Annotated in this window: 23 protein-coding genes and 1 tRNA gene; 2 read left to right on the forward strand and 22 right to left on the reverse strand. The window is 65.1% G+C overall.

Going from position 1 to position 20,773, the window contains the following annotated elements; genetic code table 11:
* Positions 1–56: 56 nt before the first annotated feature.
* The 16 genes from hisS to trmJ all read right to left on the reverse strand — a co-directional run bounded on the left by hisS (position 57) and on the right by trmJ (position 13,206).
* Positions 57–1,346: a histidine--tRNA ligase gene (gene hisS, locus ACSX1C_RS10895; RefSeq protein WP_439886152.1), complete on the reverse strand. Its 1,290-nt coding sequence runs from the start codon at positions 1,344–1,346 to the stop codon at positions 57–59.
* A 29-nt stretch (positions 1,347–1,375) separates the two neighbouring features.
* Positions 1,376–2,488, reverse strand: coding sequence for a flavodoxin-dependent (E)-4-hydroxy-3-methylbut-2-enyl-diphosphate synthase (gene ispG, locus ACSX1C_RS10900; RefSeq protein ID WP_439886153.1), 1,113 nt, complete (start codon positions 2,486–2,488; stop codon positions 1,376–1,378).
* A gap of 1 nt (position 2,489) precedes the next feature.
* Positions 2,490–3,500 carry a RodZ domain-containing protein gene (locus tag ACSX1C_RS10905; protein WP_439886154.1) on the reverse strand — a complete coding sequence of 337 codons (1,011 nt, stop codon included), beginning with the start codon at positions 3,498–3,500 and terminating at the stop codon, positions 2,490–2,492.
* The gene (gene pilW, locus ACSX1C_RS10910) at positions 3,500–4,258 is read right to left on the reverse strand and encodes a type IV pilus biogenesis/stability protein PilW (protein WP_439886155.1); all 759 of its coding nucleotides are present in this window, start codon (positions 4,256–4,258) and stop codon (positions 3,500–3,502) included. Before pilW ends, ACSX1C_RS10905 begins: the two co-directional genes overlap by 1 nt.
* Before the next feature lie 13 nt (positions 4,259–4,271).
* Entirely contained in the window at positions 4,272–5,420 is a 1,149-nt protein-coding gene (gene rlmN, locus ACSX1C_RS10915; protein ID WP_439886156.1) for a 23S rRNA (adenine(2503)-C(2))-methyltransferase RlmN, read from the reverse strand.
* A gap of 24 nt (positions 5,421–5,444) precedes the next feature.
* The gene (gene ndk, locus ACSX1C_RS10920; protein ID WP_208708651.1) at positions 5,445–5,876 is read right to left on the reverse strand and encodes a nucleoside-diphosphate kinase; all 432 of its coding nucleotides are present in this window, start codon (positions 5,874–5,876) and stop codon (positions 5,445–5,447) included.
* Between the two features lie 100 nt (positions 5,877–5,976).
* On the reverse strand, positions 5,977–6,177 hold the full coding sequence (gene iscX, locus ACSX1C_RS10925; protein ID WP_318645218.1) for a Fe-S cluster assembly protein IscX: 201 nt from the start codon (positions 6,175–6,177) through the stop codon (positions 5,977–5,979).
* A 24-nt stretch (positions 6,178–6,201) separates the two neighbouring features.
* Positions 6,202–6,540 (reverse strand): ISC system 2Fe-2S type ferredoxin, encoded by a 339-nt coding sequence (gene fdx / locus ACSX1C_RS10930; protein WP_318645217.1) that lies wholly within the window; start codon positions 6,538–6,540, stop codon positions 6,202–6,204.
* A 2-nt stretch (positions 6,541–6,542) separates the two neighbouring features.
* A complete protein-coding gene (hscA, locus tag ACSX1C_RS10935) occupies positions 6,543–8,408 on the reverse strand; it encodes a Fe-S protein assembly chaperone HscA (protein ID WP_439886157.1) in 1,866 nt (621 codons plus the stop codon).
* A gap of 50 nt (positions 8,409–8,458) precedes the next feature.
* Positions 8,459–8,980 (reverse strand): co-chaperone HscB, encoded by a 522-nt coding sequence (gene hscB, locus ACSX1C_RS10940; protein WP_439886158.1) that lies wholly within the window; start codon positions 8,978–8,980, stop codon positions 8,459–8,461.
* A gap of 7 nt (positions 8,981–8,987) precedes the next feature.
* Entirely contained in the window at positions 8,988–9,311 is a 324-nt protein-coding gene (gene iscA / locus ACSX1C_RS10945; RefSeq protein ID WP_208708646.1) for an iron-sulfur cluster assembly protein IscA, read from the reverse strand.
* Between the two features lie 12 nt (positions 9,312–9,323).
* A complete protein-coding gene (gene iscU / locus ACSX1C_RS10950; protein WP_439886159.1) occupies positions 9,324–9,710 on the reverse strand; it encodes a Fe-S cluster assembly scaffold IscU in 387 nt (128 codons plus the stop codon).
* A gap of 47 nt (positions 9,711–9,757) precedes the next feature.
* Positions 9,758–10,972, reverse strand: coding sequence for an IscS subfamily cysteine desulfurase (locus tag ACSX1C_RS10955; RefSeq protein WP_318645214.1), 1,215 nt, complete (start codon positions 10,970–10,972; stop codon positions 9,758–9,760).
* 49 nt (positions 10,973–11,021) lie between these two features.
* The gene (iscR, locus tag ACSX1C_RS10960) at positions 11,022–11,516 is read right to left on the reverse strand and encodes a Fe-S cluster assembly transcriptional regulator IscR (RefSeq protein ID WP_439886160.1); all 495 of its coding nucleotides are present in this window, start codon (positions 11,514–11,516) and stop codon (positions 11,022–11,024) included.
* Positions 11,517–11,654: 138 nt separating this feature from the next.
* Positions 11,655–12,434 (reverse strand): serine O-acetyltransferase, encoded by a 780-nt coding sequence (gene cysE, locus ACSX1C_RS10965; RefSeq protein ID WP_439886161.1) that lies wholly within the window; start codon positions 12,432–12,434, stop codon positions 11,655–11,657.
* Positions 12,427–13,206, reverse strand: coding sequence for a tRNA (cytosine(32)/uridine(32)-2'-O)-methyltransferase TrmJ (trmJ, locus tag ACSX1C_RS10970; RefSeq protein WP_439886162.1), 780 nt, complete (start codon positions 13,204–13,206; stop codon positions 12,427–12,429). Before trmJ ends, cysE begins: the two co-directional genes overlap by 8 nt.
* A gap of 145 nt (positions 13,207–13,351) precedes the next feature.
* Between trmJ and suhB the strand changes: the two genes are divergently transcribed.
* The gene (suhB, locus tag ACSX1C_RS10975) at positions 13,352–14,167 is read left to right on the forward strand and encodes a type III secretion system regulator SuhB (protein WP_439886163.1); all 816 of its coding nucleotides are present in this window, start codon (positions 13,352–13,354) and stop codon (positions 14,165–14,167) included.
* Positions 14,168–14,268: 101 nt separating this feature from the next.
* Here the strand turns inward: suhB and ACSX1C_RS10980 are convergent, their stop codons facing one another.
* The 6 genes from ACSX1C_RS10980 to queA all read right to left on the reverse strand — a co-directional run bounded on the left by ACSX1C_RS10980 (position 14,269) and on the right by queA (position 20,338).
* Positions 14,269–14,808 carry a glycine zipper 2TM domain-containing protein gene (locus ACSX1C_RS10980; protein ID WP_439886164.1) on the reverse strand — a complete coding sequence of 180 codons (540 nt, stop codon included), beginning with the start codon at positions 14,806–14,808 and terminating at the stop codon, positions 14,269–14,271.
* Positions 14,809–14,935: 127 nt separating this feature from the next.
* Positions 14,936–15,841 carry a protein translocase subunit SecF gene (secF, locus tag ACSX1C_RS10985; protein ID WP_439886165.1) on the reverse strand — a complete coding sequence of 302 codons (906 nt, stop codon included), beginning with the start codon at positions 15,839–15,841 and terminating at the stop codon, positions 14,936–14,938.
* 9 nt (positions 15,842–15,850) lie between these two features.
* On the reverse strand, positions 15,851–17,719 hold the full coding sequence (gene secD, locus ACSX1C_RS10990; RefSeq protein ID WP_439886166.1) for a protein translocase subunit SecD: 1,869 nt from the start codon (positions 17,717–17,719) through the stop codon (positions 15,851–15,853).
* A gap of 62 nt (positions 17,720–17,781) precedes the next feature.
* On the reverse strand, positions 17,782–18,117 hold the full coding sequence (yajC, locus tag ACSX1C_RS10995; protein ID WP_208708637.1) for a preprotein translocase subunit YajC: 336 nt from the start codon (positions 18,115–18,117) through the stop codon (positions 17,782–17,784).
* Positions 18,118–18,158: 41 nt separating this feature from the next.
* A complete protein-coding gene (gene tgt, locus ACSX1C_RS11000) occupies positions 18,159–19,274 on the reverse strand; it encodes a tRNA guanosine(34) transglycosylase Tgt (protein WP_439889405.1) in 1,116 nt (371 codons plus the stop codon).
* A gap of 14 nt (positions 19,275–19,288) precedes the next feature.
* Positions 19,289–20,338 (reverse strand): tRNA preQ1(34) S-adenosylmethionine ribosyltransferase-isomerase QueA, encoded by a 1,050-nt coding sequence (queA, locus tag ACSX1C_RS11005; RefSeq protein ID WP_439886167.1) that lies wholly within the window; start codon positions 20,336–20,338, stop codon positions 19,289–19,291.
* A gap of 112 nt (positions 20,339–20,450) precedes the next feature.
* Between queA and ACSX1C_RS11010 the strand changes: the two genes are divergently transcribed.
* Positions 20,451–20,535: transfer RNA gene (locus ACSX1C_RS11010), tRNA-Leu, on the forward strand.
* Positions 20,536–20,773: the final 238 nt, after the last annotated feature.

Genomic DNA, 20,773 nt, shown 5'->3' on the forward strand with positions numbered 1-20,773 from the left:
TCTTCGGTACGCGACTCCACCCCAATACTCCTATTTCGCTAAATCGGCGTGTGCTGTTAAGCCTGCTCGAGGCAGGGCGCCAGACGCTCGGCCAGATCGGCCCAGGCGATGCTCTGTTGCTCGCCCTGGTCCCGCAGCGGCTTGCAACCTACCACTTGCCGGGCCAGTTCGTCTTCTCCCAGGACCAGCGCGTAGAGCGCGCCGCTCTTGTCCGCCTTCTTCAACTGGCTCTTGAAGCTGCCGGCGCCGGCATTGACCTGCAGGCGCAGCCCCGGCAGCTGGTCGCGCAGGCGCTCGGCCAGGGCCAGGGCCGCCAGCTCCGCCGGCTCGCCGAAGGCGCAGAGGTAGACGTGCGGCGCGGGACTCAGCTCCGCCGGCAGCAACTGCAGGGTCTCCAGCAGCAGCACCAGGCGCTCCACGCCCATGGCGAAGCCGACCCCCGGCGTCGGCTTACCGCCGAACTGGCTCACCAGCCCATCGTAGCGGCCACCGGCGCAGACGGTGCCCTGGGCACCGAGCTTGTCGGTGACCCACTCGAAGACAGTGCGGCCGTAGTAGTCCAGACCGCGCACCAGCCTGGGATTGATCTCGTAACGGATCCCGACGGCATCCAGGCGTGCCTTGAGGCCGTCGAAGTGGGCGCGGGACTCTTCATCGAGATAGTCGTGCAGGGTCGGCGCATCGGCCAGCAGGGCCTGGGTCTGCGCGTTCTTGCTGTCGAGGATGCGCAACGGGTTGCTGGTCAGCCGGCGCTGGCTGTCCTCATCGAGCAGCTCGTAGCGCTCCTTGAGATAGGCCACTAGGGCCTCGCGATAGGCCGCGCGGGCCTCGCTTGAGCCTAGGCTGTTGAGCTGCAGGGACACTGCATCAGCCAGGCCGAGGGCCTGCCACAGACGCCAGGTGAGGGCGATCAGCTCGGCGTCGATGTCCGGCCCCGGCAGGTTGAACACCTCCACGCCGATCTGGTGGAACTGACGGTAGCGCCCTTTCTGCGGCTTCTCATAGCGGAACATGGGGCCGGCGTACCAGAGCTTCTGCACCTGACCGCCGCCGGCTAGGCCGTGCTCGAGCACCGCTCGCACGGTGCCGGCGGTACCTTCCGGACGCAGGGTCAGGGACTCTCCGTTGCGGTCGAGGAAGGTGTACATTTCCTTGTCAACCACATCGGTGCCTTCGCCGATACCACGGGCGAACAGCTCAGTGAACTCCAGCACGGGTACCCGGATTTCCTTGTAGCCGTATCCTTTGAGCAGGTGCGCGAAGGTGTTCTCCAAGTAGCGCCAAGCCGGAGTCTGCTCGGGCAGGATGTCGTTCATGCCACGGATGGCTTGCAGGGACTTGCTCAATTCGATTCCTTAACAGTTCGGGGTCGCAGTCAGCCGCGCACGATCAGGGCGGCGTCGGCGGCGAGCTTCTCGGCCGCTTTCTGGCGGATCAGGCGCTCCAGGTCGTCCACCAGGTTGTCGTTGTTCAGTTTCTGCGCCGGCTTGCCGTCGATGTACACCAGGTTGTTCGGCGAGCCGCCGGTGAGGCCGACATGGGCCTCCTTGGCCTCGCCCGGGCCATTGACCACGCAGCCGATCACCGCCACGTCCAGCGGCACCAGCAGGTCCTCGACCCGCGCCTCCAGCTCGTTCATGGTCTTGACCACATCGAAGTTCTGCCGCGAGCAGCTCGGGCAGGCGATGAAGTTGATGCCGCGCGAACGCAGGCGCAGCGACTTGAGGATGTCGAAGCCGACCTTGATCTCCTCGACCGGATCGGCCGCCAGGGAGATGCGGATGGTATCGCCGATGCCCTCGGCCAGCAGCATGCCCAGGCCCACCGCCGACTTCACCGTGCCGGAGCGCAGGCCGCCGGCCTCGGTGATGCCCAGGTGCAGCGGCTGCTCGATCTGCTTGGCCAGCAGCCTGTAGGCCTCCACCGCCATGAACACGTCGGAGGCCTTCACGCTGACCTTGAAGTCGGGAAAGTTCAGCCGGTCAAGGTGCTCGACATGGCGCAGTGCCGACTCGACCAGCGCGGCCGGCGTCGGCTCGCCGTATTTCTTCTGCAGGTCCTTCTCCAGGGAGCCGGCGTTGACCCCGATGCGGATCGGGATGCCCTTGTCCCGCGCGGCCTCGACCACCGCCCGCACCCGGTCCTCGCGACCGATGTTGCCCGGGTTGATGCGCAGGCAGTCGACGCCCAGCTCGGCCACGCGCAGGGCGATCTGGTAGTCGAAGTGAATGTCGGCCACCAGCGGCAGATTGACCTGCTGCTTGATCTTGCCGAAGGCCTCGGCGGCGTCCATGTCCGGCACCGAGACGCGCACGATATCGGCGCCGGCCTCTTCCAGGCGACGGATCTGCGCCACGGTGGCGGCCACGTCATTGGTGTCGGTGTTGGTCATGCTCTGCACCGAGATGGGCGCATCGCCGCCCACCGGTACCGAACCTACCCAGATTTTCCGCGATTGGCGGCGCTTGATCGGCGATTCGCAATGCATCTTATTGCCCACCCAGTTTCACGCGAGCGGTCTCGCCGGTGACGAAGGGCGCGACATCCACCGGCTTGCCGTTGTAACTCACCTGCGCGCCGCGGGCAAAACCCAGGCGCAATTCCAGGGGGGCCTTGCCGGTCAGCGCCAGGCTATCGCCGCCCCGCTTCAGCGCGCTGATCAGAATCTTGCCGTTGGCGTCGGTCACCTGGGTCCAGCAATCGGCGGTGAACGTCACCTGCACCCTGCCCTCGCCAGCGGCCAGCATCGGGGGCTGGGGGGCCTCTTCGGCTACCGCGCCAGTTGCTTCGGCCTGCTCCACGGTGGCGGCCTCGGCCACAGGCTCTGCCGGCATCGCGGGCTGGAGCGCCACAGGGCTGGCGGACTCCAGGGCAGCTGGGGCCTCGGTCGGCTCAGGGGGCGACTGAGTGTCTGCGGGCTCGTCCTGCTCGGGCGACGCCTCGGCGAGGCTCAGCTGGGCCGACTCCTGGGCCGCCTCCACCGCCTGATCCTCCGGCTCGTCGAGCACGTGCAGCTGGGTGGTGCCATCGACGCCTTCGACTTCGACGTGCTCGAGGCTGGTCACGGCCGACTCCTCGAGCGGCCGCTGGGCCTGCTCCTGCCACCAGTAGAAGCCCACGCCGACCAAGGCCACCAGCAAGGCCAGGCTGGCGAAACGCAGGGCCTGCTGCGAATAGCTCAGCGGCTGCTCGATGCGGCCGAGACTGTGCACGCTGCTGCCGGCGGCGTTGCTGCCGGTGAATTGATCGAACTCCAGCACCAGGCGCGCCTGGTCCATGCCCAGCAGCTTGCCATAGGCACGGATATAGCCCCTGGCGAAGGTATGGCCCGGCAGCTGGTCGAAGGCACCGGCCTCGATCTGCCCCAGGCGCTGGGGCGTCAGGTTGAGCTGGGTCGCCACTTCGGCGATGGTCCAGCCCTTGCTTTCGCGGGTTACACGCAAGGACTCGCCGGGGTTGACCTGCTGGGCCACTGCTTCTTCGGAATGCGCCGCTTTCATCATTGCTCCGACAGGTATTGCTGATATTCCGGGGTACCGGGATAAAGACGCTTCAACTGCAAGCCGAGGCTGGCCGCGGTGTCGCGGTCCTCGAAGATCTTCGCCAGGCGCGCACCGAGCAGCAGGCTGCGGGCATTCTGCTCGGTCAATGCGCTGTAGCTGTCGTAGTAACGGCGGGCCGGCACGTACTGGCGGTCATCGAAGTGCATCTGGGCCATCTCCAGCAACGCCCGCGGTTGGCGGCTGTTGAGGCGCAGCGAACGCTCGAAATAGGTCTTGGCCTGTTCGCGCTGGCCGAGCATCTGGGCGGTCATCCCGAGGTTCTCGAATACCCGCGAGCGCTCCGGGTAGAGGTTGTCCCGGGCCGCCTGCTGGTAGCGCTCGAACGCCTCCTGATAGCGCTTCTGCTCGTACAGGAAACTGCCGTAGTTGTTCAGCAGGCGGGCATCGTCGCCGCGCTGCGCCAGCGCCTTGCGGTAGTGTTCGTCGGCCAGCTTGGGCTCCATCTCGATCTGGAACACCAGAGCCAGGGCCGCATGGGCATCGGCATCGGAAGGGTCGAGCTCCAGGGCCTTCTTCAACGGCACCTTGGCCCGCTCGCTGGCACCGTTCTGCAGATAGCCAAGCCCCAGTTGCACATAGGCCTCGCGGGCCTCGTCGCGCCCCTTGTCGGTTCTCATCGGATCGGTGTCGCCGGTCGAAACGCATCCGGCCAACAGGCTGGCGATGAACAAGAACAGCGCTGGGCGCAAGGTCATGGGTTTCCTCTCTTCAGGTTCGATTGGCGGCGGAACGCGGCGTTTCGGCCTCGCTGCTCAATTCACGCACGGCGATATAGCGGGCGCTGCGGCGGGTGCGATCCATGACCTGGCCGACCAGCTGGCCGCAGGCGGCATCGATGTCCTCGCCACGGGTCGTGCGCACGGTGACGTTGTGCCCGGCCTTGTGCAGCAGGTCCTGGAAGCGGCGGATGGCGTTGTTGCTCGGCCGCTCGTAGCCGGAGTGAGGGAAGGGATTAAACGGGATCAGGTTGATCTTGCAAGGCACTTCCTTGAGAAGTGCGATCATTTCCTCAGCATGCTCCGGTTTATCGTTGACATCCTTGAGCAGGGTGTACTCGATGGTCAGCACGCGCTTCTCGCCGAGACGCGAGACATAGCGCTTGCAGGCCGCCAGCAGCATGTCCAGGGGGTACTTCTTGTTGATCGGCACCAGCTGGTTGCGCAGCTCGTCGTTGGGCGCGTGCAGCGACAGCGCCAGCGACACGTCGATGACCTCGCCCAGCTTGTCGATCATCGGCACCACGCCCGAGGTGGACAGGGTCACCTTGCGCTTGGAGATGCCATAACCGAGGTCGTCCATCATGATCTTCATGGCGGCGACCACGTTGTCGAAATTCAGCAGCGGCTCGCCCATGCCCATCATCACCACGTTGGTGATGGCGCGATCGATCTTCGCCGGCACGGTGCCGAATGACTTGTTGGCGATCCACACCTGGCCGATCACCTCGGCGGCGGAGAGGTCGCTGTTGAAACCTTGCTTGCCGGTGGAGCAGAAACTGCAGTCCAGGGCACAACCGGCCTGGGACGAGACGCACAGGGTGCCACGCCCGCCTTGGGGGATGTACACCGTCTCGACGCAACTGCCGGACGCCACCCGCACCACCCACTTGCGGGTGCCGTCGGTGGAAATGTCTTCGCTGACCACTTCCGGGCCGCGAATCTCGGCACAGGCCTTGAGCTTCTCGCGCAAGGCCTTGCCGACATTGCTCATGGCGTCGAAGTCGTCGACGCCAAAGTGGTGAATCCATTTCATCACCTGGCCGGCACGGAAGCGCTTTTCCCCGATGCTCTCGAAGAACTGTTCCATTTCTGGCTGGGTCAGACCCAGCAGGTTGATCTTGCCGGTAGCTTCAGTCATGGCTTCACCCTCGCGTGGTTCGCCTTAGCGAATGCGCGCGCACACCTCGGTGGAGGCGAAGAAGTAGGCGATTTCGCGAGCAGCGGACGCCTCGGAGTCGGAGCCGTGCACGGCGTTCTCGTCGATGGACACGGCGAAGTCGGCGCGGATGGTGCCGGCAGCGGCTTCCTTCGGGTTGGTGGCGCCCATCAGCTCGCGGTTCTTGGCGATGGCGTCTTCACCTTCCAGGACCTGGACGATGACCGGACCGGAGGTCATGAAGGCGACCAGGTCCTTGAAGAAACCGCGCTCGCTGTGTTCGGCGTAGAAGCCGGCGGCCTCGCGCTCGGACAGCTGGACCATCTTCGAGGCGACGACGCGCAGGCCGGCCTTTTCGAAGCGAGTGGTGATCTCGCCGATCACGTTCTTGGCGACGGCGTCGGGCTTGATGATGGAGAAGGTACGTTGAACAGCCATGGAAAACTCCAGAAACAGGGATTAAAGCGAAAAATTAAACCCGCGAATTATACGCGGGTTCCGGTTAAATGCGTAGGGTGGCGCCATGCCGGCGCCCGGCTCAGTCGAGCTCTTCGATCCAGGCCGCCTGAATCGCCTCGAGCACCTTCTCGCCGCCGCGCTGGGGGTCGTCGGCGAACTCCGGCAAGTCCAGCACCCAGCGATGGAGATCGACGAAGTTGACGTAGCGCGGATCGACTTCCGGCTTGCTCTCGGCGAGCTGGATGGCGATCTCCAGCACATCGGTCCATTTCAGACTCATGAACTGCTCCTTCACTCGGGGGAATCAGTGGCCTTCGGAGACCTGGTTGATGGTGTACTTGGGAATCTCCACCACCAGGTCCTGATCCGCCACCACCGCCTGACAGGACAGGCGCGAGTTCGGCTCCAGCCCCCAGGCCTTGTCGAGCATGTCGTCCTCCAGCTCGTCGGAAGGCTCCAAAGAGCCGAAGCCCTCGCGGATCACCACGTGACAGGTGGTACAGGCGCAGGACTTCTCGCAGGCATGCTCGATGTCGATGCCGTGAGCCAGCGCCGCATTGAGCACGGTTTCACCCGCCTCCACCTCGATAACCGCGCCCTCGGGACAGTGCTCGGCGTGGGGCAGAAAAATCACCTGCGGCATGCTTATTCCTCGATTTCGTTAAGACTACGGCCGGCCAGGGCGGCCTTGACCGTGGCATCCAGACGCCGCGCCGCGAAGGCATCGGTCAGCTGGGTCAGACGCTTGGTCTGCTGTTCGATGGCCAGGCCATCGGAACCGCCCATCAGTTCGCGCAACTCATCCATCTGCGACTCGATCGCCAGGCGCTCGTCGCCGCTGAGCAGGCGCTCGCCATCGGCCTGCAGGGCGGCCTCGACGGCCTCGAGCAGACGCTGGGCGTCGACCTGCTGCTCGCGCAGCACGCGAGCCGCCTTGTCGTCGCCGGCATGCTGGAAGGAATCCTGCAGCATACGGGCGATCTCGCCATCGGTCAGGCCGTAGGACGGCTTGACCTGAATGCTCGCCTCCACCCCCGAGGCCAGCTCGCGGGCCGCCACGTTGAGCAGGCCGTCGGCATCGACCTGGAAGGTCACGCGAATCTTCGCCGCACCGGCCACCATGGGCGGAATGCCGCGCAGCTCGAAACGTGCCAGGGAGCGGCAGTCGCTGATCAGCTCGCGCTCGCCCTGCAGCACGTGAATCATCATGGCCGTCTGGCCATCCTTGTAGGTGGTGAAGTCCTGGGCCCGCGCCACCGGAATGGTGGTATTGCGCGGAATCAGCTTCTCCATCAGCCCACCCATGGTTTCCAGGCCGAGGGACAGCGGGATCACATCCAGCAACAGCAGCTCTTCGCCCTCGCCGCGCTGGTTGCCGGCCAGGGTATCGGCCTGGATGGCCGCACCGATGGCGACCACCTGATCCGGATCGATATCGGTCAAGGGCTCGCGACCGAACAGCTCGCTGACCGCCTGACGCACCCGCGGCACCCGGGTCGAGCCGCCGACCATGACCACCGCCTCGACCTGCTCCAGCTCGATCTCGGCATCGCGCACGGCGCGGCGGCAGGCCTTGAGGCTGCGCGCCACCATCGGCTCGATCAGCGCGTCGAAACACTCGCGGGTCAGCACGCCACGCCAGTCGCCATGGCTCACCTCCACCGAGGCATGGCCGCTGAGCGCCTCCTTCGCCGCGCAGGCCTCGCTCAGCAGGCTGCGCTGGGCGCCGGGGTCCAGGTCGGCGGACAGGCCGGCCTGTTCGACCATCCAGCCGGCGATGGCATGGTCGAAGTCGTCACCGCCCAGGGCGCTGTCGCCGCCGGTGGCCAACACCTCGAACACGCCACGGGTCAGGCGCAGGATGGAGATATCGAAGGTGCCGCCGCCCAGGTCGTAGATCGCCACCACGCCTTCGGCCTGCTGATCCAGGCCATAGGCCACGGCCGCCGCGGTGGGCTCGTTGAGCAGGCGCAGCACATTCAGCCCGGCCAGGCGCGCGGCATCCTTGGTGGCCTGACGCTGCGCCTCGTCGAAGTAGGCCGGCACGGTGATCACCGCACCGACGAGCTCGCCGCCCAGGGTGCTCTCGGCGCGCTCGCGCAGCACCTTGAGGATGTCGGCCGAGACCTCGACCGGGCTCTTCGGCCCCTGCACCGTCTCGATGAAGGGCATATGCGACTGGCCGCCGACGAAGCGGTAGGGCAGCTGCTCGCCCAGCTGCTTGACGTCTTCCAGGCCGCGGCCCATCAGGCGCTTGACCGACTGCACGGTATTCAGCGGGTCGCCGGGGGCGGCGGCCTTGGCAGCCTCGCCCACCTCGATCCGGTCGGGGTGATAGCGCACCACCGAGGGCAGGATCACCCGCCCCTCGGCATCCGGCAGCGGCTCGGACAGGCCGCTGCGCAGGGCGGCGACCAGCGAATTGGTGGTACCCAGATCTATCCCCACAGCCAAGCGACGCTGGTGTGGCTGGGGGCTCTGTCCGGGCTCAGCGATCTGCAGTAAGGCCATGATTAATAAGTGCTTATCTGGATTTCAGGTACGCAGGCTGACTGCGAGCGTTAATCGTCGAGGCGCTCTTCCAGCTGGCGCACCTCGTGGGCGAGCTTGTCGAGGAATTGCATCCGCCGCATCAAGCGCTCGGCCTCCTCGCGCCGCGCCGGGTCGTCCCAGCAGCTGGCGAAGCTCTCGTTCAGCTCATCCTGAGCCACTTTCAGGCGACGCTTGAAGGCGTCCACGCCGGCCAGGTCGGCGCTGTCCTGCAGCTCCTCCAGCTCTTCGCGCCAGTGCATCTGCTGCATCAGGAAACCCGGATCCTGCACCGTGACCTCCAGCGGCAACTCGGGGCCACTCAGGGCCAGCAGGTAACGCGCACGCTGCGGCGCATGCCGCAGGGTCTGGTAGGCCTCGTTGAGGCCGGCCGAGCGCTCCAGGGCAATGCGCTGCTCACGCTCGGAGGCGTCGGCGAAGCGATCCGGATGAACGCTACGGGCCAACTCGCGATAACGCGCGGCCAAGTCGTCGATATCCAGGCGGAAGCTCGGCTGCAGGTCGAACAGGGCGAAATGACAAGGACTTCCCACAAGCGCCTCAGATGTTGAAGCTCTCGCCGCAGCCGCATTCGCCGCGCACGTTGGGATTGTTGAACTTGAAGCCTTCGTTCAACCCTTCCTTGACGAAGTCCAGCTCGGTGCCGTCGAGGTACACCAGGCTCTTCGGATCGATGATCACCTTGACCCCGTGACTCTCGAACACCTGGTCCTCGCTGGCCGGCTCATCGACGAACTCCAGCACATAAGCCAGGCCGGAACAGCCGGTGGTGCGCACGCCCAGGCGAATGCCTTCGCCCTTGCCGCGCCCCTCGAGGGAGCGACGCACGTGCTGCGCGGCAGCTTCGGTCATGCTGATAGCCATCGACAGTCCTCCTTAGAGCAAGCCTTTCTTCTGCTTGTAGTCGCGCACGGCCGCCTTGATGGCGTCCTCGGCGAGCACCGAGCAGTGGATCTTCACCGGCGGCAGCGCCAGTTCCTCGGCCAGCTGGGTGTTCTTGATGGTCTCGGCCTCGTCCAGGGTCTTGCCCTTCATCCACTCGGTGGCGAGGGAGCTGGAGGCGATGGCCGAACCGCAGCCGTAGGTCTTGAACTTGGCGTCTTCGATCACGCCCTGCTCGTTGACCTTGATCTGCAGGCGCATCACGTCGCCGCAGGCCGGCGCGCCGACCATGCCGGTGCCGACGCTGGGGTCTTCGGCGTCCATCTTGCCGACGTTGCGCGGGTTTTCGTAATGGTCGATGACCTTGTCACTGTATGCCATGCTGCTATTCCTCTCTCATCAGGTGCCGCTCTTCGGCAGCTCGCTTGTTAGTGTGCTGCCCACTCGATCTTCGACAGATCGACACCGTCCTTGTACATGTCCCACAGCGGCGACAACTCGCGCAGCTTGGTGACCGCCTCGCGAACCTTCTGCGCGGCGTAGTCGACTTCTTCCTCGGTGGTGAAGCGGCCGAAGGTGAAACGGATGGAGCTGTGCGCCAGCTCGTCGTTACGCCCCAGGGCGCGCAGCACGTAGGAGGGCTCCAGGGAGGCCGAGGTGCAGGCCGAACCGGAGGAGACCGCCAGGTCCTTGAGCGCCATGATCAGCGACTCGCCCTCGACGTAGTTGAAGCTCAGGTTGAGGTTGTGTGGCACGCGGGCCGTGAGGCTGCCGTTGACGTACAGCTCTTCCAGGCCGTCGACCTGGGCGAAGAAGCGGTCGCGCAGGGCCAGCACGCGCTGGTTCTCCTGGGCCATCTCCTCCTTGGCGATGCGGAAGGCCTCGCCCATGCCGACGCACTGGTGGGTGGCCAGGGTCCCGGAACGCATGCCGCGCTCGTGGCCGCCGCCATGGGTCTGGGCCTCCAGGCGCACGCGCGGCTTGCGCCGCACGTACAGGGCACCGACACCCTTGGGGCCGTAGGTCTTGTGTGCCGAGAAGGACATCAGGTCGACCTTGAGCTTCTCCAGGTCGATTGCCACCTTGCCGGTGGACTGGGCGGCGTCGACGTGGAACAGCACGCCGCGGGAGCGGGTCAACTCGCCGATGGCGGCGATGTCGTTGATCGTGCCGATCTCGTTGTTCACATGCATGATCGACACCAGGGTGGTGTCATCGCGCAGCGCCGCCTCGACCATGGCCGGGGTGATCAGGCCGTCTTCGCCCGGCTCGAGGTAGGTGACCTCGAAACCCTCGCGCTCCAGCTGGCGCATGGTGTCGAGGACCGCCTTGTGCTCGATCTTCGAGGTGACCAGGTGCTTGCCCTTGCTGCTGTAGAAGTTGGCCACGCCCTTGATCGCCAGGTTGTCGGACTCGGTGGCGCCGGAGGTCCAGACGATCTCGCGCGGATCGGCCCCCACCAGCTCGGCGACCTGACGGCGGGCATTCTCCACCGCCTCCTCGGCCTTCCAGCCGAACACGTGGGAACGCGACGCCGGGTTACCGAAGTTGCCATCGACCAGCAGGCACTCACTCATCTTCTGGGCGACACGCGGGTCGACCGGCGTGGTGGCGGAATAATCGAGGTAAATCGGCAATTTCATTGACTCTCTCCTATCAGGTCACAGGCCTCGCAGCCCGGCGCCCTTGCATTCAATCGACGGTGGACGCTTCAATCTTGTCCAGATGCGGCATCAAGCCACTGCTGCAGCGACGCTGGTCCTGACGCTGAGCGACTTCCTGCACCTCGCGGCGCGTCACCAGGTCGGCGAGGCTGATGCCACTGAGGAATTCGTGAATTTGCTGACTGAGGTCGCACCACAGGTGATGGGTCAGACAGGTGTCGCCGCTGTGGCAATCGCCCTGCCCCTGGCAGCGAGTGGCATCGACCGACTCGTTGACCGCGTCGATCACCTCGGCCACCTGGATGCCACGCATGTCACGCGACAACTGATAACCGCCGCCCGGGCCACGCACGCTGGACACCAGGTTGCCGCGTCGCAACTTGGCGAACAGCTGCTCCAGATAGGACAGGGAAATGCCCTGACGCTCGGAAATATCGGCGAGAGACACCGGACCCTGCTGCGCGTGAAGCGCCAGGTCGAGCATCGCCGTGACGGCGTAGCGGCCTTTGGTGGTCAGTCGCATGGAGGGTTACCACGGGATCACTATTCGCCGCGAGTATGCAATTCCCGAGTATTTAAGTCAACTATAAGACCTATGGATTCACTCGGGATTAGGCGACACGAAGGGCGCGCAGCATAGCAGAATGCCGCGCACCACGCATCAGGCGGCCGGCTTGCCGTCCTGATCCTTGCAGACGTCGGCGAAATCCTCGTCGCGCAGCGCCGGCAACTCCTTCGCGCAATAGTCGCTGCCCAAGGCGGTGAGCGCACCGCACATGCCTTCCAGGCGGCCGTCGACGGCCTGCAGATGATCGAGCAGCTGACCGATGGCGCGCGCCACCGGGTCGGGCATGTCCTGGCCGACACCATAGGCATCGAAGCCGAGCTTCTCCGCCATGGCCTGGCGCTTGGCTTCCTGCTCGCCATCGACCTTGACGATGATCCGCCCGGGAATCCCCACGGCCGTAGCGCCGGCCGGCACCGCCTTGGTGACCACGGCGTTGGAGCCGATCTTCGCCCCCGCACCGACCGTAAAGGGCCCGAGCACCTTGGCCCCCGCACCGACCACCACGCCATCCTCCAGGGTCGGGTGACGCTTACCCGCGTTCCAGCTGGTACCCCCCAGGGTCACCCCCTGGTAGAGGGTGACATCGTTACCGATCTCGGCCGTCTCGCCGATGACGATGCCCATGCCGTGATCGATGAAGAAGCGCCGACCTATCTTGGCCCCCGGATGAATCTCGATGCCGGTCAACCAGCGACCGAAGTTCGACACCATGCGCGCCAGCCACTTCCAGCCGCCAAGCCACAAGGCATGCGCCACGCGATGCAGCCACACCGCATGCAGGCCCGGGTAGCAGGTCACCACCTCGAGCGCATTGCGCGCCGCCGGATCGCGATGGAATACGCTCTGGATATCTTCCCGCATGCGCTCAAACATCAGATTTCCCCTGCCTATGGTGCTCACCACGCGCGGCCTTGACCGTCTCGGTCAGAATGCCGCGCAAGATATTCATTTCCAGCTTGCTGATGCCGCTGCGCCCGTACAACCGACGCAGGCGACTCATCAGATGCCGCGGCTTGGCCGGATCGAGAAAACCGATTTCCACCAAGGACAGCTCCAGGTGCGCATAGAAGGACTCCAGCTCGTCCGCCGTCACCGGCTGCATGTCGAGCATGGCCGTGGTTTCCACCTTGGCGACCTTGGTCGGCCGGTCCTGCGCCACTAACCAGGCCATGCGCACCTCGTAGGCCAGCACCTGCACCGCCGCCGCCAGATTCAGCGAGCTGAACTGCGGATCGGAGGGAATGTGCACATGAAACTGGCAACGCTGCAGCTCCTCGTTGGTCAGGCCGGCGTATTCGCGCCCGAACACCAGGGCCACCTCGCCGCCCTGCGCCGCCTGCTCGCAGCTTGCCACCCCGCACTCGCGCGGGTCCAGCAGCGGCCAGGGAATGCGTCGATCCCGCGCACTGGTGCCGAGCACCAGGCTGCACCCGACCAATGCCTCTTCGAGGGTGCCGACCACCTGCGCCGCATCGAGGATATCCGTAGCGCCGGAGGCCCGCGCCACCGCGTCGCCACTGGGAAAGTCAACCGGGTCGACCAGCACCAGGCGCGACAACCCCATGTTCTTCATGGCGCGCGCAGCCCCGCCGATGTTGCCCGGATGACTGGTATTGACCAAAACCACGCGAATGTTCTGCAGCAACTCGAGGGCTCACATTGCAAATACAAGGGGAGGAAATCTTACAGAACCCCCCCCATTAATGCCATGCGCGGCGCAGGCGGCACTTCAACCAACGGGCTTTTCTGCTAGAATGGCCGGCTTTCTTTAACGACCCAGGTGAACATCCATGCAGCCCATGCTGAATATCGCGCTGCGCGCAGCCCGTAGCGCCGGTGAAATGATCTTCCGCTCGATCGAACGCTTGGACGTCATCTCGGTCGACGAGAAGGATGCCAAAGATTACGTGACGGAGATCGATCGCTCCGCCGAACAACTGATCATCCAGGCCCTGCGCAAGGCCTACCCGAACCACGGCTTCCGCGGCGAGGAAGGCGCAGCGATCGAAGGGACAGGCGAAGGCGCCGACTACCAGTGGATCATCGACCCGCTGGACGGCACCACCAACTTCATCCGCGGCGTCCCGCACTTCGCCGTCAGCGTGGCCTGCAAGTACCGCGGTCGCCTCGAGCACGCGGTGATCATCGACCCGGTACGCCAGGAAGAATTCACCGCCAGCCGCGGCCGCGGCGCCGCCCTCAACGGCCGCCGCCTGCGCGTCAGCACACGTAAGAGCCTGGAAGGCGCCCTGCTCGGCACCGGCTTCCCGTTCCGCGACAGCCAGCTCGACAACCTGGAAAACTACCTGGGCATGTTCCGCAGCCTGGTCGGCCAGACCGCAGGCGTACGCCGCGCCGGCGCCGCCAGCCTGGACCTGGCCTACGTCGCCGCCGGGCGCTTCGACGCCTTCTGGGAGTTCGGCCTGTCCGAGTGGGACATGGCCGCCGGCGCCCTGCTGATCCAGGAGGCGGGCGGCCTGGTCAGCGACTTCAGCGGCGGCCACGAATTCCTCGAGAAGGGCCAGATAGTCGCCGGCAACACCAAGTGCTTCAAGGCCGTGCTGACCGCAATCCAGCCGCACCTTTCGGCGAGTCTGAAGCGCTAAGCCGCGTCAGCGAACATAAAAAACCGGCCTAGCGCCGGTTTTTTTATCGCCCACGAAAAAGCGCCCCGCGGGGCGCTTCCTAGTATTCGGCACAGCGCGTGTCACTGCACAGACTGCGCCAGCACCAGCCGACCATCATCGCCGACCGGAATCTGCCGGCCCGGATCATGATCCATGCGCACCCGACCGACCTTGCCGTCGAGCTGGTACTTCACGTCGTAGCCGACCAGCTCCTCGCTGGTATCGGTCACCGTATTACAACGCCGCTCGGTGGTGGTGTAGGTGTCGCCGGCCTGCATGTTCTCCTGCACCTTGTTGCCGGCATAACCGCCGCCGACTGCACCGGCGACCGTGGCAATCTTCTTGCCGGTACCGCCGCCCACCTGATTGCCGAGCAAGCCCCCGACCACCGCGCCGATGGCCGTGCCGGCGATGCGGTGCTGGTCCTGCACAGGCTTCTGCCGGGTCACCGTCACGTCCTGGCACACCTCGCGCGGCGTCTTGATGGTTTCCTTGACCGGTTGCACGGCAAGCACCTCCGCGTACTCCGGCGCACTGACCAGCTTGTAGGTCGCCACCGCGCCACCGGCGGTGACACCCACGGCACCCAATACCGCCCCCACGAGCATCGACTTGTTCATGGCTTTCTCCTGAATCCCAGTCCATCCGGCGTATCCCGCCTCATTCGCAGGGTTGGACCCGAGGGTCTCGCGGCAAGTTCCACGACGACCGCATCCAACCACCGCGAGCGCGACGGAGTTCTCGAACTCAGGGGCGCTCGTCGACCTCTTCGGTCACCACCGGCGGGATCAGGTCCTCGACCGTCAGGTCGAGCCATACCAGCACCACGTTGGCGATATAGACCGACGAGTAGGTACCGGCGAACACCCCGATGAACAGCGCGATGGCGAAGCCGAACAGGTTGTCGCCGGCGAACAGCAGCAGAGCGCCGATTGCCAGCAGCGTGGAAATCGAGGTCGCCAGGGTGCGCAGCAGCGTCTGGGTGGTGGAGATGTTGATGTTGTCGATCAGGCTGGTCTTGCGCAGCACGCGGAAGTTCTCGCGCACCCGGTCGAACACCACGATGGTGTCGTTCAACGAGTAACCGATGATCGCCAGCAAGGCCGCCAACACCGTCAGGTCGAAGGTGATCTGGAAGAACGACAGGAAGCCCAGGGTGACGATGACGTCATGCACCAGGGAGACGATGGCGCCCAGGGAGAACTTCCACTGAAAGCGGAAGGCCAGGTACAGCATGATCCCGCCCAGCGCCAGGAGCATGCCGAGCCCCCCCTGATCGCGCAGCTCCTCGCCCACCTGCGGCCCGACGAACTCGACCTTCTTCACCTCCAGCGTATCGCCGGACTGGCGTAGGGCCGTGGCGACCTTGTTGCCCAGGTCGGGATCGTCGCCCTGCATGCGCACCACCACATCGGTGGTCGCACCGAAGCTCTGCACCACGGCATCGACGAAGCCGGCCGCGGCCAGCTGCTGACGCACCTTGCCGAGGTCGGCCGGCTGCTCGTAGCCCAGCTCGATCTGGGTGCCGCCGGTGAAATCCAGCCCCAGGTTCAGGCCCTTGATGAACAGGCTGCCCAACGACAGGAGCGTCAGGACCACCGTGAGGGCGAACGCGATATTGCGCACGCCCATGAAGTTGATCGTACGATTCATCTCAGCCCCTTAGATCCACAGCTTCTTGAAGTCACGCCCACCGACACTCAGGTTGACCATGGCGCGGGTCACCAGAATCGCCGTGAACATCGAGGTGAGAATCCCCAGCGACAGGGTCACGGCAAAGCCCTTGACCGGACCGGTGCCCATGGCGAAGAGAATGCCGCCGACCAGCAGAGTGGTCAGGTTGGCGTCGACGATGGCCGTGAAGGCACGATCGAAGCCTTCGTGGACGGCGCGCTGAATCGACATGCCATTGGCGATTTCCTCGCGGATGCGCGAGAAAATCAGCACGTTGGCATCCACCGCCATGCCCATGGTCAGCACGATACCGGCGATGCCCGGCAGGGTCAGGGTGGCGCTGAGCAGCGACATCAACGCCAGCAGCAGGACCATGTTCAGCCCCAGCGCCAGGGTCGCCAGCACGCCGAAGTAGCGGTAGATGGCGATGATGAACAGCGAGACGAACAGCATGCCCCAGAGCGAGGCCTCGACACCCTTGGCGATGTTGTCGGCACCCAGGCTCGGGCCGATGGTGCGCTCCTCGGCGAAGTACATCGGCGCCGCCAGGCCGCCGGCGCGCAGCAGCAGGGCCAGTTCGGAGGACTCGCCCTGGCCGTCCAGGCCGGTGATGCGGAACTGGCTGCCGAGCGGCGACTGGATGGTCGCCAGGCTGATGATCTTCTTCTCCTCGACGAAGCCCGGGATCGCCACCTCCTGCTCGACGCCGTCGACCGTCTGCCGCGCGTAGCGGGTCACCGGCTTCTGCTCGATGAAGATCACCGCCATGCTGCGACCCACGTTGTTACGCGTGGCGCGGTTCATCAGGTCGCCGCCATGGCCGTCCAGACGGATGTTCACCTGCGGACGACCGTTCTCGTCGAAGCTGGCCTGAGCGTCGGTGACCTGGTCGCCGGTGATGATCAGCTCGCGTTCGAGCTGCACCGGTGGCCGCCCCTCCTCGCGAAACTCGAAGGTTTCGGTGGCGGCCCGCGGCGCATCCAGCTCGGCCTGCAGGCGGAACTCGAGGTTGGCGGTCTTGCCGAGAATGCGCTTGGCCTCGGCGGTGTCCTGCACGCCCGGCAGCTCCACCACGATACGGTTGGCGCCCTGACGCTGGACCAGCGGCTCGGCCACACCGAGCTCGTTGACCCGGTTACGCACCGTGGTCAGGTTCTGCTTGATCGAATATTCACGAATTTCCGCGAGCTTGGCCGGGGTCAGGCTCAGACGCAGCACCTGCATCTCGCTGCGCTCGACGGCAACCAGCTCGAAGTCGTTGAACTCCTTGCGGATCAGGCGCTCGGCCTGCTCCAGGGTCGCTTCGTCGGCGAAGCCCAGCTGAATCGCGCCCCCTGCCTCGGGCAGACTGCGATAGCGCACCCGCTCCTTGCGCAGCAGGCTCTTGACCTCGCCCTCGTAGACCTTGCGCCGGGCATCCAGGGCCTTGTCCATGTCCACCTCCAGCAGGAAGTGCACACCACCGGACAGGTCCAGGCCCAGCTTCATCGGGCCGGCGCCCAGGTTGCGCAGCCAGTCCGGCGTGGTCTGCGCCAGGTTCAGGGCCACCACGAAGTCGCCGCCCAGAGCCCTGCGCACCACATCCTTGGCCGGCAGCTGATCTTCCTGACTGACCAGACGCAGCAGACCGCCGCGCCCCTGCACGGCCAGGCTCATCGCCTTGACCTCGATGCCAGCCTCGCTCAGGGCACGAGCGGCGCGCTCCAGATCGGCCTGCTCGACGCGCATCGCCGTGCTGTTGCCACTGATCTGGATGGCCGGATCGTCCGGGTAGAGGTTGGGTGCCGAATAGACGAAGCCGATCGCCAGCACAGCCACGATCAGCAGGTACTTCCACAGAGGAAACTTATTGAGCATGACGCCGCCCGTTATGACGCGGGGCGCATTTAGCGCCCCGTCGAATGGTGATGATGTGGAGCTCAGATGGCTTTCAGCGTGCCCTTGGGCAGGGTGGCGGCGATGGCCACCTTCTGGATCTTCAGCTCCACCGTGTCGGACGCCTCGATGACCACGAAGTCGTCGCTGACCTTGGTGACCTTGCCGGCGATGCCGCCGCTGGTCACCACTTCGTCACCCTTCTGCAGGTTGCCGATCAGGTTCTTGTGTTCCTTGGCACGCTTGGCCTGGGGACGCCAGATCATCAGATAGAAGATGACCAGGAAACCGACCAGGAACACCCACTCGAAACCGGTGCCGGCAGGACCGGCGGCCGGGGCAGCCGCATCGGCATAAGCAGCGGGGATCAAAAAGCTCATGTAACACTCCTGTTGGAAAGGTCTTTGAGAACAGCGATAGATCAGGCGAGGGGCGGCGTTGGCAGACCGCGTCGCGCATAGAAGGCATCGACGAAGGCGGCCAATGTACCCTGTTGAATTGCCTCGCGCAAACCAGCCATGAGGCGCTGATAGTGCCGCAAGTTGTGTACTGTATTGAGCATGCTTCCCAGCATTTCGCCGCACTTATCCAGATGATGCAGATAGGCCCGGGAGAAATGCTGGCAGGTGTAGCAGTCGCACGCGGGGTCCAGCGGCGAGTCGTCGTGCTTGTGCACCGCATTGCGGATCTTCAACACCCCGGTCTCGACGAACAGGTGGCCGTTGCGCGCATTGCGGGTCGGCATCACGCAGTCGAACATGTCCACGCCGCGGCGCACGCCCTCGACCAGGTCCGCAGGCGTCCCGACGCCCATCAGGTAGCGCGGCTTGTCCGCCGGCAACTGCGCCGGCAGGTAGTCCAGCACCCGGATCATCTCCTCCTTGGGCTCACCGACCGACAGCCCGCCGATGGCCAGGCCGTCGAAGCCGATCTCGCTCAGTCCCTCCAGCGAACGCAGGCGCAGCTCTTCATGCATGCCGCCCTGGACGATGCCGAACAGCGCCGCACTGCTGTCGCCATGGGCCTCCTTGGAGCGCTTGGCCCAGCGCAGCGACAGCTCCATGGAGCGTTTGGCCACGTCGAACTCGGCCGGATAGGGCGTGCACTCGTCGAAGATCATCACGATGTCCGAGCCGAGGTCGCGCTGCACCTGCATCGACTCCTCCGGCCCCATGAACACCTTGGAGCCATCGACCGGCGAGGCGAAGTACACCCCCTCCTCCTTGATCTTGCGCATGGCGCCCAGGCTGAACACCTGGAAACCACCGGAGTCGGTGAGGATCGGCCCCTGCCACTGCATGAAGTCGTGCAGGTCGCCGTGACGCTTGATCACCTCGGTGCCCGGGCGCAGCCACAGGTGGAAGGTATTGCCGAGGATGATTTGCGCGCCTATGGCCTCGATGTCCCGCGGCAACATGCCCTTGACCGTGCCATAGGTGCCCACCGGCATGAACGCCGGCGTCTCGACCACGCCCCGGGGAAAGGTCAAACGCCCCCGGCGCGCCTTGCCATCGGTCGCCAACAACTCGAAAGACATGCGACAGGTGCGCGTCATACAGTTTCCTCGGGCCCGCGCGGCGCGGGATTGCGGGTGACGAACATGGCGTCACCGTAACTAAAGAAGCGATAACCCTCGGCGACCGCACTCTTGTAAGCCGCCATGGTTTCCGGATAGCCGGCGAAGGCCGACACCAGCATCAGCAGGGTCGACTCCGGCAAATGGAAGTTGGTGACCAGGGCGTCGACCACGTGCAACGGCCGCCCCGGATAGATGAAGATGTCGGTGTCGCCGCTGAATGCCCTGAGCACACCATCGCGCGCCGCGCTCTCCAGCGAGCGCACACTGGTGGTGCCGACCGCGATCACCCGCCCGCCACGGGCGCGACAGGCGGCCACGGCATCGACCACCGCCTGGCCGACCTCCAGCCACTCGCTGTGCATGTGGTGATCCTCGATGCGCTCGACCCGCACCGGCTGAAAGGTCCCGGCGCCCACATGCAGGGTGACGAAGGCGGTCTCGACGCCCTTCTCGGCGATCGCCGCGAGCATCGCCTGATCGAAGTGCAGGCCGGCAGTCGGCGCCGCCACCGCACCGGCACGCGCGGCATACACGGTCTGATAGCGCTCGCGATCCGCGCTATCGTCCGGGCGATCGATATAGGGCGGCAACGGCATGTGACCGATGCGCTCGAGCAGCGGCAGCACCTCTTCGGTGAACTGCAGCTCGAACAGCGCCTCATGGCGCGCCAGCATCTGCGCCTCGCCGCCACCGTCGAGCAGGATGGTCGAGCCCGGCTTGGGCGACTTGCTCGCACGCACATGGGCCAGCACCCGGTGGCTGTCCAATACCCGCTCGACCAGCACCTCCAACTTGCCGCCGCTGGCCTTCTGACCGAACAGGCGCGCCGGAATCACCCGGGTGTCGTTGAACACCATCAGGTCGCCGGGGCGCAGGTAACCCAGCAGATCGCCGAACTGGCGGTGGGCGAGCTGCCCGCTCGGCCCATCCAGCACCAGCAGGCGACTGGCCCGGCGCTCGGCCAGGGGGTAGCGGGCAATCAGGGAATCGGGTAGCTCGAAGTGGAAGTCGGCAACGCGCATGGCGGGAGGGAGTCGTATTTCAGGGCGGCAAAGCTTACCGGAAATCCCCCAAGCTGACCACGCAAGTGGATTGACCGGGCGCAACCGCCTCCCTATACTGCGCCGCCATTGTGCCCCGGTGGCGGAACCGGTAGACGCGGCGGATTCAAAATCCGTTTTCGAAAGAAGTGGGAGTTCGAGTCTCCCCCGGGGCACCATAGATCCTTCAGTCGCTTTATCCAGCACAAAGCGACGCCTGGCAGTCATAGCGAACTGCGCCCTCAGCACCTACAAAATGCTTCTTGCACAGCTATCCTCGATAGTCAGCAAACAACCTCGATCCGCCGCGATTCTCGCGCTGCGCCGGGGTTGGCATTTGTCCAAAAGTTAGCGTAGAGTGATTGAACTGTGTTTGCATGGGTCGCCGTGAATCGTGACCTGATGCAGTAGATCCTC

Origin of the sequence: Pseudomonas sp. MBLB4123 (assembly GCF_051904775.1) — a bacterium.
In the GTDB taxonomy this organism is placed as follows: domain Bacteria; phylum Pseudomonadota; class Gammaproteobacteria; order Pseudomonadales; family Pseudomonadaceae; genus Aquipseudomonas; species Aquipseudomonas benzenivorans_B.

Coding starts and splice junctions, on each gene's coding strand:
- iscR (WP_439886160.1), bottom strand. CDS start 11,516: ATGCGACTGACCACCAAAGGCCGCTACGCCGTCACGGCGATGCTCGAC.
- tgt (WP_439889405.1), bottom strand. CDS start 19,274: ATGTCTTTCGAGTTGTTGGCGACCGATGGCAAGGCGCGCCGGGGGCGT.
- secD (WP_439886166.1), bottom strand. CDS start 17,719: ATGCTCAATAAGTTTCCTCTGTGGAAGTACCTGCTGATCGTGGCTGTG.
- ACSX1C_RS10905 (WP_439886154.1), bottom strand. CDS start 3,500: ATGAAAGCGGCGCATTCCGAAGAAGCAGTGGCCCAGCAGGTCAACCCC.
- hscA (WP_439886157.1), bottom strand. CDS start 8,408: ATGGCCTTACTGCAGATCGCTGAGCCCGGACAGAGCCCCCAGCCACAC.
- pilW (WP_439886155.1), bottom strand. CDS start 4,258: ATGACCTTGCGCCCAGCGCTGTTCTTGTTCATCGCCAGCCTGTTGGCC.
- yajC (WP_208708637.1), bottom strand. CDS start 18,117: ATGAGCTTTTTGATCCCCGCTGCTTATGCCGATGCGGCTGCCCCGGCC.
- fdx (WP_318645217.1), bottom strand. CDS start 6,540: ATGCCGCAGGTGATTTTTCTGCCCCACGCCGAGCACTGTCCCGAGGGC.
- ndk (WP_208708651.1), bottom strand. CDS start 5,876: ATGGCTGTTCAACGTACCTTCTCCATCATCAAGCCCGACGCCGTCGCC.
- suhB (WP_439886163.1), top strand. CDS start 13,352: ATGCAGCCCATGCTGAATATCGCGCTGCGCGCAGCCCGTAGCGCCGGT.
- queA (WP_439886167.1), bottom strand. CDS start 20,338: ATGCGCGTTGCCGACTTCCACTTCGAGCTACCCGATTCCCTGATTGCC.
- ispG (WP_439886153.1), bottom strand. CDS start 2,488: ATGCATTGCGAATCGCCGATCAAGCGCCGCCAATCGCGGAAAATCTGG.
- ACSX1C_RS10955 (WP_318645214.1), bottom strand. CDS start 10,972: ATGAAATTGCCGATTTACCTCGATTATTCCGCCACCACGCCGGTCGAC.
- iscX (WP_318645218.1), bottom strand. CDS start 6,177: ATGAGTCTGAAATGGACCGATGTGCTGGAGATCGCCATCCAGCTCGCC.
- cysE (WP_439886161.1), bottom strand. CDS start 12,434: ATGTTTGAGCGCATGCGGGAAGATATCCAGAGCGTATTCCATCGCGAT.
- iscU (WP_439886159.1), bottom strand. CDS start 9,710: ATGGCATACAGTGACAAGGTCATCGACCATTACGAAAACCCGCGCAAC.
- iscA (WP_208708646.1), bottom strand. CDS start 9,311: ATGGCTATCAGCATGACCGAAGCTGCCGCGCAGCACGTGCGTCGCTCC.
- ACSX1C_RS10980 (WP_439886164.1), bottom strand. CDS start 14,808: ATGAACAAGTCGATGCTCGTGGGGGCGGTATTGGGTGCCGTGGGTGTC.
- rlmN (WP_439886156.1), bottom strand. CDS start 5,420: ATGACTGAAGCTACCGGCAAGATCAACCTGCTGGGTCTGACCCAGCCA.
- secF (WP_439886165.1), bottom strand. CDS start 15,841: ATGAATCGTACGATCAACTTCATGGGCGTGCGCAATATCGCGTTCGCC.